Annotated in this window: 16 protein-coding genes; 11 read left to right on the top strand and 5 right to left on the bottom strand. The window is 70.9% G+C overall.

The window, feature by feature from the left end:
* Nucleotides 1-21: 21 nt before the first annotated feature.
* Nucleotides 22-546 (bottom strand): RNA polymerase sigma factor, encoded by a 525-nt coding sequence (locus ACMCNO_RS04560; RefSeq protein WP_412748164.1) that lies wholly within the window; start codon nt 544-546, stop codon nt 22-24.
* 238 nt (nt 547-784) lie between these two features.
* Between ACMCNO_RS04560 and ACMCNO_RS04555 the strand changes: the two genes are divergently transcribed.
* Nucleotides 785-1,369: a hypothetical protein gene (locus ACMCNO_RS04555; RefSeq protein WP_412748163.1), complete on the top strand. Its 585-nt coding sequence runs from the start codon at nt 785-787 to the stop codon at nt 1,367-1,369.
* A gap of 142 nt (nt 1,370-1,511) precedes the next feature.
* The gene (locus ACMCNO_RS04550) at nt 1,512-1,883 is read left to right on the top strand and encodes a hypothetical protein (protein ID WP_412748162.1); all 372 of its coding nucleotides are present in this window, start codon (nt 1,512-1,514) and stop codon (nt 1,881-1,883) included.
* 107 nt (nt 1,884-1,990) lie between these two features.
* Here ACMCNO_RS04550 and ACMCNO_RS04545 read toward each other — a convergent pair whose 3' ends face one another.
* Nucleotides 1,991-2,839: a hypothetical protein gene (locus ACMCNO_RS04545; protein ID WP_412748161.1), complete on the bottom strand. Its 849-nt coding sequence runs from the start codon at nt 2,837-2,839 to the stop codon at nt 1,991-1,993.
* Nucleotides 2,840-2,989: 150 nt separating this feature from the next.
* Here ACMCNO_RS04545 and ACMCNO_RS04540 point away from each other — a divergent pair, with 150 nt between their 5' ends.
* The 3 genes from ACMCNO_RS04540 to ACMCNO_RS04530 are packed head-to-tail and all read left to right on the top strand — an operon-like array spanning nt 2,990 to nt 4,913.
* Nucleotides 2,990-3,781 carry an alpha/beta fold hydrolase gene (locus tag ACMCNO_RS04540; RefSeq protein ID WP_412748160.1) on the top strand — a complete coding sequence of 264 codons (792 nt, stop codon included), beginning with the start codon at nt 2,990-2,992 and terminating at the stop codon, nt 3,779-3,781.
* 8 nt (nt 3,782-3,789) lie between these two features.
* Complete coding sequence (locus ACMCNO_RS04535) at nt 3,790-4,347, top strand: TetR/AcrR family transcriptional regulator (protein WP_412748159.1); 558 nt, start codon at nt 3,790-3,792, stop codon at nt 4,345-4,347.
* 56 nt (nt 4,348-4,403) lie between these two features.
* Nucleotides 4,404-4,913: a potassium channel family protein gene (locus ACMCNO_RS04530; RefSeq protein ID WP_412748158.1), complete on the top strand. Its 510-nt coding sequence runs from the start codon at nt 4,404-4,406 to the stop codon at nt 4,911-4,913.
* A 23-nt stretch (nt 4,914-4,936) separates the two neighbouring features.
* On the opposite strand, the gene ACMCNO_RS04525 is transcribed toward ACMCNO_RS04530, so the two are convergent.
* Nucleotides 4,937-5,524, bottom strand: a complete 588-nt coding sequence (locus ACMCNO_RS04525; RefSeq protein WP_412748157.1) for a TetR family transcriptional regulator — start codon at nt 5,522-5,524, stop codon at nt 4,937-4,939.
* Nucleotides 5,525-5,640: 116 nt separating this feature from the next.
* Here ACMCNO_RS04525 and ACMCNO_RS04520 point away from each other — a divergent pair, with 116 nt between their 5' ends.
* The 4 genes from ACMCNO_RS04520 to ACMCNO_RS04505 are packed head-to-tail and all read left to right on the top strand — an operon-like array spanning nt 5,641 to nt 9,112.
* A complete protein-coding gene (locus ACMCNO_RS04520; protein ID WP_412748156.1) occupies nt 5,641-7,272 on the top strand; it encodes an MDR family MFS transporter in 1,632 nt (543 codons plus the stop codon).
* A gap of 27 nt (nt 7,273-7,299) precedes the next feature.
* The gene (locus ACMCNO_RS04515; protein WP_412748155.1) at nt 7,300-8,418 is read left to right on the top strand and encodes a lysylphosphatidylglycerol synthase transmembrane domain-containing protein; all 1,119 of its coding nucleotides are present in this window, start codon (nt 7,300-7,302) and stop codon (nt 8,416-8,418) included.
* A 50-nt stretch (nt 8,419-8,468) separates the two neighbouring features.
* Complete coding sequence (locus ACMCNO_RS04510; protein WP_412748154.1) at nt 8,469-8,600, top strand: helix-turn-helix domain-containing protein; 132 nt, start codon at nt 8,469-8,471, stop codon at nt 8,598-8,600.
* An 11-nt stretch (nt 8,601-8,611) separates the two neighbouring features.
* Complete coding sequence (locus ACMCNO_RS04505) at nt 8,612-9,112, top strand: flavoprotein (protein ID WP_412748153.1); 501 nt, start codon at nt 8,612-8,614, stop codon at nt 9,110-9,112.
* Nucleotides 9,113-9,212: 100 nt separating this feature from the next.
* Here the strand turns inward: ACMCNO_RS04505 and ACMCNO_RS04500 are convergent, their stop codons facing one another.
* The gene (locus ACMCNO_RS04500) at nt 9,213-10,055 is read right to left on the bottom strand and encodes an SMP-30/gluconolactonase/LRE family protein (protein WP_412748152.1); all 843 of its coding nucleotides are present in this window, start codon (nt 10,053-10,055) and stop codon (nt 9,213-9,215) included.
* A gap of 139 nt (nt 10,056-10,194) precedes the next feature.
* On the opposite strand from ACMCNO_RS04500, the gene ACMCNO_RS04495 reads away from it, so the two are divergent.
* The gene (locus tag ACMCNO_RS04495; protein ID WP_412748151.1) at nt 10,195-11,685 is read left to right on the top strand and encodes an MFS transporter; all 1,491 of its coding nucleotides are present in this window, start codon (nt 10,195-10,197) and stop codon (nt 11,683-11,685) included.
* 17 nt (nt 11,686-11,702) lie between these two features.
* Here ACMCNO_RS04495 and ACMCNO_RS04490 read toward each other — a convergent pair whose 3' ends face one another.
* Nucleotides 11,703-12,749, bottom strand: coding sequence for a S66 peptidase family protein (locus ACMCNO_RS04490; RefSeq protein WP_412748150.1), 1,047 nt, complete (start codon nt 12,747-12,749; stop codon nt 11,703-11,705).
* A gap of 181 nt (nt 12,750-12,930) precedes the next feature.
* Between ACMCNO_RS04490 and ACMCNO_RS04485 the strand changes: the two genes are divergently transcribed.
* The gene (locus tag ACMCNO_RS04485) at nt 12,931-14,010 is read left to right on the top strand and encodes an ABC transporter substrate-binding protein (RefSeq protein ID WP_412748149.1); all 1,080 of its coding nucleotides are present in this window, start codon (nt 12,931-12,933) and stop codon (nt 14,008-14,010) included.
* Nucleotides 14,011-14,172: the final 162 nt, after the last annotated feature.

The raw sequence follows: 14,172 nt of genomic DNA, 5'->3' as shown, positions 1-14,172 counted from the left end.
CGACGGGCAACGCGGGCAGGGTCACCCGGTGGCACCGTAGTTTCCGCGATCAAGTGCCACGCGCAGCTTGTCCAGGGCGCGACGGCGCAGCCGGGCCACCGTGCCACGGTGCACTCCCAGCACGGCGGCGGCCTGGTCGATGGTGTGGCCGTCGACGTCGACCAGCAGCACCACCGTCGCCTGCCGCGGAGTCAGCATGGCCAGCATCCGTACGGTCTCGCGGTGCGCGTCCGACCAGCCGAGCCCGCCATCGTCGCCATGCTCCGGCGGCTCCGCGCGCAACAGGTAGCGCCGCCGCCGGCGCCACTCGTCGCGCAGCACGTTGATCACCGCCACCATGGCGTACGCGAACGGCTCCGGATGGTCCACCAGCCGCTGCGGACGCCGCGCCAGTTTCAGGTACGTCTCGTGCAGCGCGTCCTGCGCCGCTTCCGGGTCTCCGCTGACCACGACGGCCCGGCGGTACAGCCGGGGCAGCAACTCACAGAAGAGATCGTCGAACTCCTTGCGCCGCGAGCCGAACACTTCGATGCCGCGGTCCCCCACGCCGGACCTCCCCATGGCCGAGCGATCAGGCACCCGCTGCCACCGGTCGTCGGCGGCGCCCGCGCGCGAACCCGTCCATTGAACTCTCTCACTGTGAAGTCCCACAGCCCGGCATGTGACCACGATCAGTCACAGTCTTCGCCTCCCGACCGTCCTCTGTGGCGATACGATCGGGCGGATGTCGCGGTCCGCCACTGCCTGCAAGGTCGTGTGCGGCACCAGTCGCCGTGGAGGCGGGATGCCCGAGCACCGGACGCCGCACGACACCGCGGCCGAGCTGCGCGCCCGGGTCGGCGCTGTCGAGGAGTCGGTCGTGCCTCCGCCGGGCCTGGTCGAGCGGGTGACCGCGCCGGAGGCGCCCTACCGTCGGCGGTATCGCACCACCGGCCGGCGGCGCTGGTCGATGGTCGCGGTGGCGGCCGGAGCGGTGGTGTGTCTCCTGGTCGGGGTGGTCGTGGGCGCCGGTTGGCAGCGCCGGCAGCAGGGCCCGCCGTCGGGCAGCGGCGGCATGTCGATGACCGTCTTCAACGCCGAGGCCGCCTGCCAGCCGTTGCGCACCATCGAGTGCGGTCTCGGGGTGCGCCGCAGCCCGTACAGCGTGCCGACCGACGAGCTTCCGGTGGTCCGGGTGTGGCACGGCGACCCGATCGTGGTGGATTGCGTGGTGATCGACGGCAGACGGATCACCGACGAGCAGGGCGTCTCCTCCACCCGGTGGTACAAGATCCGCACTCCGCACGGCGCGGTGGGATTCCTGCCCGCGGTGCGCACCCGCAACACCCTCGAGGTCAGGCTCTGCCCGCGGGACGCCGTGCCCCGCTGAGAATTCTCCGTCCGGCTGTCATACCGCAGGCCGCTCCGGATCGTGTACGGATCGACGTCGACGCAAGGCAAGCCGTGGGAACCGGGAGCGCGCACCGGACCCCGTGAATCGGCCACTCGTCATCGACCGGAGGACACCGGACATGCGCAGCACGAAGAGGATCGCCACCGCCATCGTGGGCAGCGCGGCCAGCGCCGCACTGCTGCTCGGCACCACCGCCACCGCCGCCCAGGCCGCCACCTACCAGGGCTGCCCCGACGGATATGTCTGCCTCTACCCCGAGAACGCCGGGTGGAACGGCGGTCACCCGTCGTACAAGTGGTACTACTACGGGTCCTACAACCTCAGCAATCAGTACGGCATCCACCGGATCTACAACAACCAGACCGGCGGGGCCAAGGCGTGGCTGTGCAACGGCTGGAACGGCACCAACTGCCCCGTGTACCAGCCCGCCGGCTCCTACTCGGACACCAACTTCACGCCGATCAACTCGGTGAAGCTGACCGCCAACTGAGGTGCTCGGTGATGGCAGCGGCCATCTGAGCCGAAGCTCCCCGGCCGCCGGCATCGTCGTTGGTTCGCGACGGTGCCGGCGGCGGGATCAGCGGCAGCCGGGTCGGGTCAGCCGCCGAGGGCGGGCGTTCCGGTGACCGCTGCCGGGGTCCGGTGCAGGGTCAACAGGGTGTCCCTGGTGGGAATGGTCGCCCGTGAGTAGTCCAGCACCAACCGGTATTCTCCCGTGGCCGGGAGGTCCAGGTCGGCCGCGGTGCCGTCGATGCGGGGCCGGCGCAGGTCCACGCCGTAGCACCGGCGGGCGTCCTGATCTGTTGCCGGGATCACCTTGTTGTCAGGTCCCAGCAGGATCAGCTCGACCTGCGAAACGGAACCGTACGACCGTGATTCGATGGCGTACGTGAAGCAGCCGATGTGGACGTGCTCGCCCGCGACGCCGTCGAACAGGGCCAGCACGTTGCCTCGCGGCAGCGCCGGGTGCGCCCGCTGCTCGCTGTCGTCGGGCAGGGACACGACGGTGTCCGTGATGGTGGTGACCCGGAACGTCTCGGTGAGCGAACTGTAGACGCGTGCGTTGAAGGTGTAGACCCCCGTTTCGGGCAGCGCGGCGGCCTCTGCCACGACGCCCCACACGTTCGGCTCCGACGGGCAGACGTACTTCGTCCTCAGGCTGTCCCCTCCCGGCGCATACAGGCTCATGAAGGGAGAGGATTGGCGCGGCTTACCGAGGCACTCGATGATCACGTGGTCGCCGGCGGTGGCCTGGAACTTGATGTCGACGTCCCTGCCGGTCACCTCGACCGGGCTGCCGTCGGCAACCGTCCACACCGTGGTGGACGGAGCCGCGGCGGCGGGCGTCGCACCGCCGAGCGCTGCCGCCGCGGTCACGGCGACGACCGCGGCGGCAGCGCCGAGCGCACTTCGGGCAGCGCCGAGCCAATGCTGCAAAACAGGCATGAAGTCTCTCCAGGGTAGCCGCGCGCCGCCCTGGGCACGCGAAGAAGTTGATCAATTGGGCCGCATCGAGAGGCGCATCGACGCCGTCGCTCACGCGACGGCCCATCAGCACCCTTGCTAATGACCGACCGGTCAGTCATTATGGCATCCATGCATGTCATTGACCAGGGTTCCGGCGCGCCGGTTGTGCTGCTGCCGGCCAACGGGCACGACAGCCGCGACTTCGCGGACGTGCTCCCGGAGCTGAGCAACCGCTACCGGGTGATCACCGTCGACTGGCCGGGCTTCGGGCGCACCCCCGCACCGCAGCCGCCGGGCAGCGCCAGCGCCGGGGCGTTCGCCGCCGACCTGGCCGCCCTCGTCGAACGGCTCGACCTGCCCGCGGCGCACCTGATCGGCAACTCCCTCGGCGCATACACCGCCGCCCGCCTGGCCATCGAGGCACCACACCGGGTCCGTTCGCTCGTCCTCGTCAGCGTCGGCGGTTTCCCCGCGCTGAATGCCGCCGACCGGCTGGTCATCCGGCTGAAAGGCCGCCCCGGTGTGACCCGGCTGATCAACCGGCGCTTCGCGGCGTCCTACCTGCATCGGCGTACGCCGCTGACCCGCGAGATCATCGAACGCGCGACCTACCACCGCGGCGACCCGCGCGCGGACGTCGACGCCGCGATCTGGCGCAGCTTCCTGAAGCCTGACTTCGACCTCGGCCCGCGCGCCGCGCAGATCACCGCGCCGACGCTGGTCGCCTGGGGCCGGCACGACCCGGTCTTCGGCCGCCGGGCCCGTGCGGAGGTCGCCCGGCGGCTACCGGACGCCAGAACGGTCACGTTCGACACCGGGCATGTACCGTTCGCCGAGGATCCGCGGGCATTTCTCGCCGAGGTCCTGCCGTTCCTCGACGGCGTCGACCGTTCCATCGGGGTCGACCGTTCCCTTGGGTAGGTGAGCTGATGGCCCGGGTCCGCGACCCCGAAGGCAAGCGGGCGGCGCTGCTGGCGGCCGGTCTGCGCCTGGCCGGCCAGGGCCTACAGGGGTGGAGCATCAGCACCATCACCGCCGAAGCCGGCGTGGCCAAAGGTACGTTCTACGTGCATTTCGCCGGGCGGGCCGAGTATCTGCTCGCCCTGCACCAGCTGTTCCACGAACGCATCATCAGCGGCATGGGGGAGGCCGTCGGGGACCAGCCCCCGGGCCGCTCGGCGCTGCTGGCGGGTGCGCTGGCGTATCTCGACGGCTGCCTCAACGAACGTGCGGTCAAGTCGCTGCTGCTGGAGGCACGGATCGAACCGCTGATCCAGGCCGAGATCGCGGCGCGCAACGAGATGACCGCGGTGCTGACCGAGCCACATTTCGCGGCGATGGGCTGGCGCGAGCCGCGCACCTGCGCCCGCCTGTTCATCGCCCTGGTGGCCGAGGCTGCGCTGCTGGAGCTGCCCGCCGGCGTCCCGGATCCCCGGGTACGCCGTGCGGTGGCCGAGTTCCTCGACCGCACCGTCGGACGCACCTGAGAAGGTTGACGGGTCGCCGGTTCGGCTTTCCCTGCATGGTTCGGCGCCGTTAACTGGTGCCACGACGAGTCCAGGGCAGCGAGGAGCCGGAGATGTTCAAGCTCAGCTTCGTGGAACGCAAGTTCGCGGACTTCATGCGCACGCCGCTGTCGGTACGCAAGGCCATGGCCGTGATCGTCTCCGCGACGCTGGTCAGCGTCCTCGCCGGCGGTGTCCTCATCCGCGTCGTCGACCCGCAGGAGTTTCCCGACATCGGCACCGGGCTGTGGTGGGCCCTGCAGACGGTCACCACGGTCGGCTACGGCGACGTGGCCCCGCAGCGGGCGGTCGGCCGGGTCGTGGGTGCCCTGTTCATGCTGGAGGCGATCGCGTTTGTGGCGATCGTGACCGCCGCCATCACGTCGAGCTTTGTGGAACGCGCGCAACGCGAGCGCGCGGCGCGTGCCGACGAACAGCGGCACGCCGAGGCGGACCCGGTCGCCGCCGAAATCGCGGACATCAGGGCACAACTGACCCGCATCGAACGGTTGCTGGAGCAGGCTCAGGGCGTACCTCCCCGCAGCTGATCAGCCAGCGGGTCGGGGCCCGGTCATCGAGCGGGGGCCGCGGCGGCGAGCGCCGTGCGCAGCATGTCGCGGATCGAGCTGTCCGGGTGATCGGTCCAGTACTGGATCGCGACGCGCAACGTGGTGAGGTAGGTGGCCGCGAGCACGCGCGAACGCAGCTCCGCATCCGGGCCGATGAGCCGGGTGGCGAGTTCGGCGGCCAGCTCCCGCTCGACCGTCGCGTACGCGGCGATCTGTTGCGCGGCCAGGGCCGGGTGGGCACGTAGCCGACGGCGTTGGGCCAGCCAGGCGGGGTCCAGGTCGGCGTAGCACTCCGTGACCATCTGGTCGGCGACCTTGGTGAGCGCCACCCACGGCACCTCGTCGGCGGGCTGGGCGCGGACGAGCCGGACCAGGCAGGCCACCCGGACGGCGTCGCCGTACGCGATGGCCTCGTCCTTGCCGGAGAAGTAGTTGAAGAACGTCCGGCGTGAGACGTTGGCCGCGTCCGCGATCGCCTCGACCGTCAGCTGGTCGAAGCCGTGCTCGGCGGCCAGACGCAACGCCGCTTCGTGCAGCGCCAGTCGCGTGGCGGCCTTCTTGCGTTCGCGCAGTCCGATCGCCTGAGTCACGAACCTGAGGCTACTTGACGTGAATCACTTCTCACAAGGCAAAGTTGCATGATGGGCAAGATTCGGTAGATGCTTGTACTCACCAACCATCTCCGGACACCCCTGGAGGCCGCGCGATGAGCGCTCGCACCACCGCCGCGCTCGACGCGGAGCCGATGACCCACCGGCAGACCCTGGAAGCGCTCAGCGGTCTGCTGATGGTGCTGTTCGTCGCGATGCTGTCCAGCACCGTCGTGTCGGTGGCCCTGCCGACGATCATGGGCGCGTTGAACGGCTCGCAGATCCAGTACACCTGGGTGGTCACCGCGACCCTGCTGACCGCCACCGCGGCAACCCCGATCTGGGGCAAGCTCGCCGACCTGTTCAACAAGAAGGTGCTGATCCAGATCGCCATCGTGATCTTCGTGGTGGGATCGGTGATCGCGGGTCTGGCGCAGAACGCAGAACAGCTCATCGCCGCGCGCGCGTTCCAGGGACTCGGCGTCGGTGGACTCCAGGCCCTCGTGCAGGTCGCGATCGCCGCGATGATCGCGCCCCGCGAGCGCGGCCGGTACAACGGCTACCTCGGCGGTGTCATGGCGCTGGCCACGGTCGGCGGCCCGCTGCTGGGCGGCGTCATCGCGGACACGTCCTGGCTGGGCTGGCGCTGGTGCTTCTACGTCGGCGTGCCGTTCGCCGTCATCGCGTTCATCCTGCTGCAGGTCACGCTGCACCTGCCCACCGTCACGCGGGACCAGGTGAAGATCGACTACCTCGGGGCGAGCCTCATCGCGGCCGGGGTCAGCGTACTGATGATCTGGATCTCCTTCGTCGACGACTCCTTCGCCTGGGTCTCGTGGCAGACCGGGGCCATGGTGGGTGCATCCGTCGCGTTGCTCGCGCTGGCCACCTGGGTCGAGTCCCGCGCGGCCGAACCGGTCGTCCCGCTGGGCATCGTCCGCGAACGCACCACCGCCCTGGCGATCATCGGCAGCCTCGCCGTCGGCATGGCCATGTTCGGCGGCGCCGTCTTCCTCGGACAGTATTTCCAGATCGGCCGCGGCTACAGCCCCACCGAGGCGGGTCTGCTGACCATCCCGATGATGGCCGGAGTCGTCCTGTCGTCCGTCATCGCGGGACGGCTCATCACCCGCAGCGGACGGGTCAGGCCCTACATCGTGGCCGGCTCGATCATCCTGGTCGCCGGTTTCGCCGCCCTCGGCACGATCGACCACGAAACCTCGCTGACGCTGGTGGGTGCCGCCATGTTCGTCGTCGGCGTCGGTGTCGGCATGACCATGCAGAACCTGGTGCTGGCCGTGCAGAACACCGTCGCCCTCAAGGACATCGGCGCGGCGAGCGCCACGGTGGCGTTCTTCCGGTCGCTGGGCGGCACCATGGGTGTCTCCGTGCTCGGCGCGATCCTCGCCCACCGCGTCACCGACCGGGTCACCCACGACCTCGCCGCCATCGGTATCCATCCGACCGGCGACTCCGGCGGCGGCAGCCTCAACCTCGGCGCGCTGCCCGAACCGATCCGGCACATCATCCGCGCCGCGTACGGCGACGCGACCGGCCACATCTTCCTGATCTCCGCCGGCATCGCCGCGGTCGGCGTCCTCGCCGCACTGCTGCTGCCACCGATCACGCTGCGCAGCAGCCTCGACCTGAAGGACACCGCCCGGTCGGCCGCCGTGGCCGCCGACGCGTTCGACGGCGCTCCCGCGTTCGACGACATCAGCGTCGACACCGTCCCGGCTTCCCGCTGACCGGACACGCTGGCGGGAGGGGATCAGGTGACGGTGGCGGCGGGCAACTGGATACCCGACCAGGGCGGGCAACCCGTGGAGCTGAGCGAGCCTTCCCCGGCCGCGCCACCCGCGTCCCGGCGCCGCCGCCGGGTGACGTGGGGGCTACGCCTGGCGGTGCTGGCCGCCGCCGCCATCGTCGGCTGGCTCACGCTGCGCGGACGCTTCCCGGCGCCGGGCGACGTCGCCGCGATGCTGGCCGACGCGGACCTGCGCTGGATCGCCGTCGCCATCCTGCTGCAATTCGCATCCCAGGTCGCCTTCGCGCTGCAACAGCGCCGCCTGCTGGCGGGAGTCGCGGTCCGCATGTCCGTGCGGCAGGCGGTGGCGATCACGTACAGCCGTTCCGCGATCAGCATGGTGCTGCCCGCCGGGAGCGCGATGTCCGCCGCGTTCGCGATTCGCCAGTACCGGCGCCACGGCGCCGCGACCGCCACCGCGACCGCCGTGACCGTCCTCTCCGGGCTGGCCTCCGCAGCCGGGCTCGCCCTGCTGGCGACGGCCGCCTTCGCCTCCCAGGTCGCCGCCTGGCTGATCCGGACCGCCACGCAACACCCCGGCCGGCTGATCGCCGCAGTGGCGGCGGTCGCCGCCGTCGGCCTCGTCGCGGGCATGGCGCACCGGCACACCCGGTGGCGCCGCACCGTCGGCCGCACCGTCGCGCGGTGGCCGGTCGTGGCCCGGGTCGTCGGGCAGGCACGGCAGGCCGCCCGGGACGTGCGCTCCGTCGGCCTGCGGGACTGGGCCGCCACCATTGCGTACGCCGCCGTCAACTGGCTGCTCGACCTGGCCTGTCTGGTCGCGGCGGCGCGCGCCATGCATGTCAGCGTGCCCTGGCGGCATCTCGCCACCGCCTACCTGGCCGTGCAGATCGCCCGGCAGATCCCGCTCACCCCCGGAGGGATCGGACTCATCGAGGCCAGCCTGCTCACCGCCCTGGTCGCGGGCGGCATCCCGGAGGCGGGCGCCGCCGCCGTCGTGCTGGCGTACCGGCTCATCTCCTTCTGGCTGATCCTCCCGCCTGGACTGACCGCGTACGTCCGCCTGCGTCCCCGACCCGCGACCGCCCGGCTGCCTCGCCACAGCCCTTCGCCGCGCCGATCGTGACCCGCGCCAATGCCTTCTAACCCGGCCCAGGGCTGTGGGAGCATCAGCGCATGGGGTCGGGACCGGTCGGCGAGCGCATCGCGGCATTTCGACGACGTCGCGGACTGAGCCAGGCCGCACTCGCTGGTCTGGTCGGTCGTTCTGAATCTTGGCTCGCGGCTCGTGCCGGTGTTCTTGGCTGAAATTTGAGACGATGCCTTCTCTGGTGCTTGTGGTCTGCGGCGCTCCCCTCACCCGACGTCTGGATGATGTTCACCAGACGCTCACGAGACGCGGCTGGACGATCCAAGTGGTCGGCACTCCGGCTTCCCTCGCATGGCTCGACGATGGCCTGATCAAGGCTCTCGAAATTCGGACGGCCTTCCGGGACCCGGCCGCGGGCAGGCGGGCTCCAACACCCGACGCGATGGTCGTCCGCCCCGCGACGTTCAACACGGTGAACAAGGTCGCACTTGGCCTCGCGGACAACTACGCCCTCGGCCTCCTCTGTGAGGCCGTAGGCAGTGGTGTGCCTACCGTCGTGGTGCCGATGGTCAATCAGAAACTCTGGAGCCATCGACACCCCGCACATTCCTGCGGGCCGCACCAACGTGTGGCCGCGTCGGCGTCTCCGATGGCACCTTCTCTGGCACCGCCATCCAGCATCACGGGCACGTGCTGGCCGCCTCGGGCCTGGTCCCCCTCCCGTGGGTAGCTGACCACCGCTGGCCCGACGATCGGCCTTGTGAAGGAACGGCGTCGAGTCCGCGCCTGAAACGCATGCGCACACAGGGGTTGGCCGTGGAGATTCCCGCTCACGGCCACCCGGCGCCCGGCACGTCGACCTGAACGGTCAGCACCTCGCCGCTGCCCGGCGTCACCATCTCAGCCTCGGTCATGCCCTGCCATTGAGCGGCTGTGACGAACAGGGTCGTCCCGCCCGGACCACCCAGCGCACACGCGAAGGCGCCCCGATCGAGACTCACGGTACGCAGCACGGCGCCACCCTCGGCGACCCGCACGCACCGCTGGTTCGGCACGTCGGCGTACCAGACGGCGTTGTCCGCGTCGAGGCAGATGCCGTCGGGGACACCGGCGCCGACATCGGCCCAGACCCGCCGTCCGGACAGCTCGCCGTGCGCGTCGATGTCGAAACCCACCAGGCTGTGCCGGTACGAGTCGGCGACGATCAGCGTCGCGTTGTCGGGGGTCACCGCCATGCCGTTCGGGAACGCGATGTCCTCGGCCACCTGCCGCACCGAGCCCTCCGGCGTGACCAGGACGACGGCGCCGGGCCGGAACGCCTCTCCCGACGTCGGGTCGAACCCGGCCCCGTTGACGTAGACGTTGCCGCGGCCGTCCGCCACGACGTCGTTCCATCCGGGGCGGCCGAGTTCGGCGTAGGTGGTCAGTGTCCCGTCCGGTTCGGGGCACACCAGGCGGCCGTCCGCCGACGACACGATCACCAGCCGGTCGCCGGGCAGCCACGCGGTGCACAAGGGCAGCGACGCCACCCGGGCGACCACCTCGCTGGAGCCGTCCAGCCCCGCGGAGATCACCTCGCCCGCGGACCAGTCCGAGAAGTACAGCCGGTCCGCGTGCCAGCGCGGCGACTCGACCAGCCCCCGGCCGGTCAGCAACCTGCGGGCTTCGCTCATCGCGGTCACCACCCTCCGGGCATCAGCCTTGCACCCGATGCCCGCGACCACGGCGCGACTTGACGAAGCCGCTGTCCCGAGTTGGCATGACCGGGCTCGCGTGCACAACACGGACACCCCGGCGGGCTAGGGTCCGGGAATGGCTCTCGTGCGGTACGGCACCGCGACCGGCCGCTGGGTGCTGCTGGCCACCGTGCTCGGCTCCAGCCTCGCCTTCATCGACGCGACCGTGGTCAACATCGCGCTGCCCAAGATCGGCGACAGTCTCGGCGCGGACGCGGCCGGACTGCAGTGGACCGTGAACGGGTACGGCCTCAGCCTGGCCGCCCTGGTCCTGCTCGGCGGCGCGCTCGGTGACCGCTACGGCCGCCGCCGGATCTTCCAGCTCGGGGTGGCCTGGTTCGCCGCCTCCTCACTGCTGTGCGGGCTCGCCCCGACGACCGAGCTGCTGATCGCGGCCCGGGTGCTGCAGGGCATGGGCGGTGCGCTGCTCACCCCCGGCGCACTGGCCATCCTGGAGGCGTCGTTCGTCCGGGAGGACCGGTCCCGGGCGATCGGCGCGTGGTCCGGCCTGGCCGGCATCGGCGGGGCGCTCGGGCCGTTCCTCGGCGGCTGGCTCGTCCAGGTCGCGGACTGGCGGCTGATCTTCCTCATCAACGTGCCCCTGGCCCTGCTGGTCCTGGCGGTCACGGCCCGGCACGTGCCGGAGTCGCGGGACACCACGGTCGAGGGTCGCGGTGTCGACCTCGCCGGGGTGCTGACCGGGGCGGCCGGGCTCGGCGGGCTCACGTACGGGTTCACCGCGTGGCCGGTGCGCGGGCCGGGCAGCCCGGCGGTCCTCGTCTCACTGGCCGTCGGTGTCGCCGGGCTCATCGCGTTCGTGCTGGTCGAGCGCCGGGTCGCGCATCCGATGCTGCCGCTGGACGTCTTCGCGTCCCGGGCGTTCAGCGCCGCGAACATCGTGACCTTCCTGGTGTACGCGGCCAACGGCGGCGTCTTCTTCCTCGTCGTGCTGAACCTTCAGGTGGTCGCCGGGTTCCCGCCGCTGGCGGCCGGGATCGCGATGCTGCCGATCACCGTACTGATGCTGCTGTTGTCCGCCCGGGCCGGGATGCTGGCCCAGCGGATCGGGCCGCGGATCCCGATGACGGTCGGACCGTTGGTGTGCGCGGCGGCGCTGGCCTGGCTGTCGGGCATCGGGCCGGGCGCGTCGTACTGGGTGGATGTGCTGCCGCCGGTGATGCTGTTCGGTCTGGGCCTGGCGATGCTGGTGGCGCCGCTGACCGCGACCGCGCTGGGTGCGCTGGGCGATGCCCGCGCGGGCATCGCCAGCGGTGTCAACAATGCGGTCGCGCGGGCGGCGGGCCTGCTGTCCGTCGCGGTGCTGCCGTTGGCGGCGGGCATCGGCAGTGGCAGCCTGACGGATCCGGCGGCGCTGCATCCGACGTACCGGACCGCCCTGCTGATCTCCGCGGCGCTCATGGTCGTGGGCGCCGTGGTGGCGGCCGTCTTCGTGCCCCGCCGCCTGCACCCGGCCACGCCGGAGGCGGCGGGTACGCCGCGGAGCCCGGTGCAGAGCTTCTGCGATCCGGCCGCGCCGCCGCGGCACCCCCAGCCGGAACGCGTCTGAGGGCCGCCGCTGAGGGGTCAGAGGTGGGCGGTGATCCGGCGGGCCGGGCCGTCCACGGTGACGGTGCCGCCGTACGGCAGGATCCACTGCGGGTTGGTGTGTCCGAAGTCGACGCCGAAGACGACCATCGCCTCGGGGTGGTAGTCCCGCAGCGCGCGCAGCACCGCCTCGCGCTGCGCGTCACGGTATTCGGCGCGCTGCTCGGGAGGACGCGGCGAGGAGAACGACGTGGCCTTCGCAGTGGCCACCAGGATCGCCGGGAACTGCGCCAGCAGCCCGCGTTCTCCCGCGTTGCGCAGCATCCGGAACACCTCGGTGGCTGACGGCATGTCCTCGGAGGTCTCCAGCAGCAGCACACATCCGGTGTAGTCCGCGACGGGGCGGATCCACCGGTCGGCGGCGAGCTGCCAGTGCAGGATTTCCAGGTTCCCGCCCCAGGTCGGAGCGGTGACCACCCGCTCGGGCTGGTGCCACACCCAGCCCGGACTCGGCACGTGCGGCGCCGAACCGGTCAGCGAGGCGGGGTCACGCCAGTTCAGCTCCTCGTCGGTGAACCGCTCGACCGGCGTGATCTCCAGGTCGCCCGGGGTGAACAGCGCGGCGCGCAGCGATCCGGCGGAAACCGGGTGCAGCCCACCCCCGAGCGCGAGGTGCACCATGGTCGACCCGCCGTGGTACGCGGCCACGCCGTGGTTCCACAGCCAGATCAGCAGGTTCGTGTTGTCGGAGTAGCCGAAGAACGGTTTCGGGTCGGCGACGAACGGCGCCGGGTCCAGGTGCGGCAGCACGGTGATCTGGTCGTCGCCGCCGATCGTGGCCAGCACGGCCCGGATGCGCGGATCCGCGTACGCGGCCATGAGGTCGCGCGCCCGCTCCGCGGGAGCGGCGCCGAGCCGGCGGGTGGTGGGGTACTCGACCGGCTCGAGCCCGAACTCGTCGCGCAGCCGCCGCATGGCCTGCTCGTGCAGGTCGGGGAATTCGGCGGGGGCGGCGAAGGACGGGGAGACGATCGCGACACGGTCGCCCGGGGACAGCTTCGGCGGCGTACGGAACGTGGGGCGCATGTCTTCATCCAAGCCCACCGGGTCTTCATCCAAGCCCACCGGGCAAGCGGATTCCGGCAGATCGGACCCCGGTCGTGGGCGAAGGCGACTGACCTTGACAGGAAAAGTTCGATAGTGAGTGAATGTGTTTCCAGCGAGTCACCTTCATCGATCGCTTCCCCCCGCTCGTTAGGAGACCGTCATGAGCGCTACCCCCCGCCGGTGGCGGCCGGCGGCCGCCACCCTCGGTGCGGCCCTGCTGTTCCTCAGCGCCTGCGCGAAGTCCGAGGACGGCGACACGACGGCGAACGGCGGCGCTTCCGCGGCCGGCGCCCAGGTCGTCGCGTCCGCCGCGCCAGGTGGCGCCACCTGCACCCTGGATCAGTACGGCGGCACGAAGATCGACCTCAAGACGGCGAAGGTGGGCTTCTCCCAGTCGGAGAAGGAGGCCAACCCGTTCCGCATCGCCGAGACGCAGTCCATCAAGGACGAGGCCGCCGAGCTGGGCATCACGAACCTCACGACGACGAACGCGAACTCACAGTTCAACAAGCAGATCAGCGATGTCGAGCAGATGCTCGACTCCGGTGTGCAACTGCTGATCGTGGCGCCGCTGAACTCCGACGGCTGGGACTCGGTCTTCGCGAAGGCGACGGCCAAGAAGGTTCCGATCGTCACGATCGATCGCAAGATCAACGCCGCGGCGTGCAAGGACTACCTGACGTTCATCGGCTCGGACTTCGCCGAGCAGGGCAAGCGTGCCGCGGACGAGATGGCCAGGGCGCTGGGCAACAAGGGCACGGTCGCGATCCTGCTGGGCGCACCCGGCAACAACGTCACCACGCTGCGGACCAGCGGTTTCAAGGACGAGATCGCGAAGGTCGCGCCGGATATCAAGATCGTGTTCGAGCAGACCGGCCAGTTCTCCCGCGAGGAGGGCCAGAAGGTCACGGAGCAGTTGCTGCAGTCCAAATCAGACATCAACGGCATCTACGCCGAGAACGACGAGATGGCGCTCGGCGCGGTCGTCGCCCTCAAGGGCGCGGGAAAGAAGGCGGGCGACGTCAAGGTCGTCTCGATCGACGGCACGAAGGGCGCGGTCCAGGGCATCGTGGACGGCTGGATCAACGCGGTGATCGAGTCGAACCCCAGGTTCGGCCCGCTGGCCTTCCGGACCGCCACGACGTTCTTCGCGGGCCAGCCCGTCCCCGCGGACGTCGTCATCCAGGACCGCCAGTACGACGCGAGCAACGCCAAGACCGATCTGTCCAGCGCGTACTGACGGACGCGCAACGAACCGGCGTGGCGGCGCCGGGCGGACCCGGGGCGACCCGGGGGCGCCGCCACGCCGCCGGGCGGCCCGCTCCGGTCACGCCGGGCGGGCCGCCCGTGCGATCGCGTCGGTATGTGTTTCACCCTGGGGACGTCCGATTCCCATGTTCGG

Origin of the sequence: Krasilnikovia sp. M28-CT-15 (genome assembly GCF_047159595.1) — a bacterium.
Taxonomy (GTDB): domain Bacteria; phylum Actinomycetota; class Actinomycetes; order Mycobacteriales; family Micromonosporaceae; genus Actinoplanes.
Note: the sequence above shows the minus strand (reverse complement) of the source record. Positions and strands in the feature narration are given on the sequence as shown.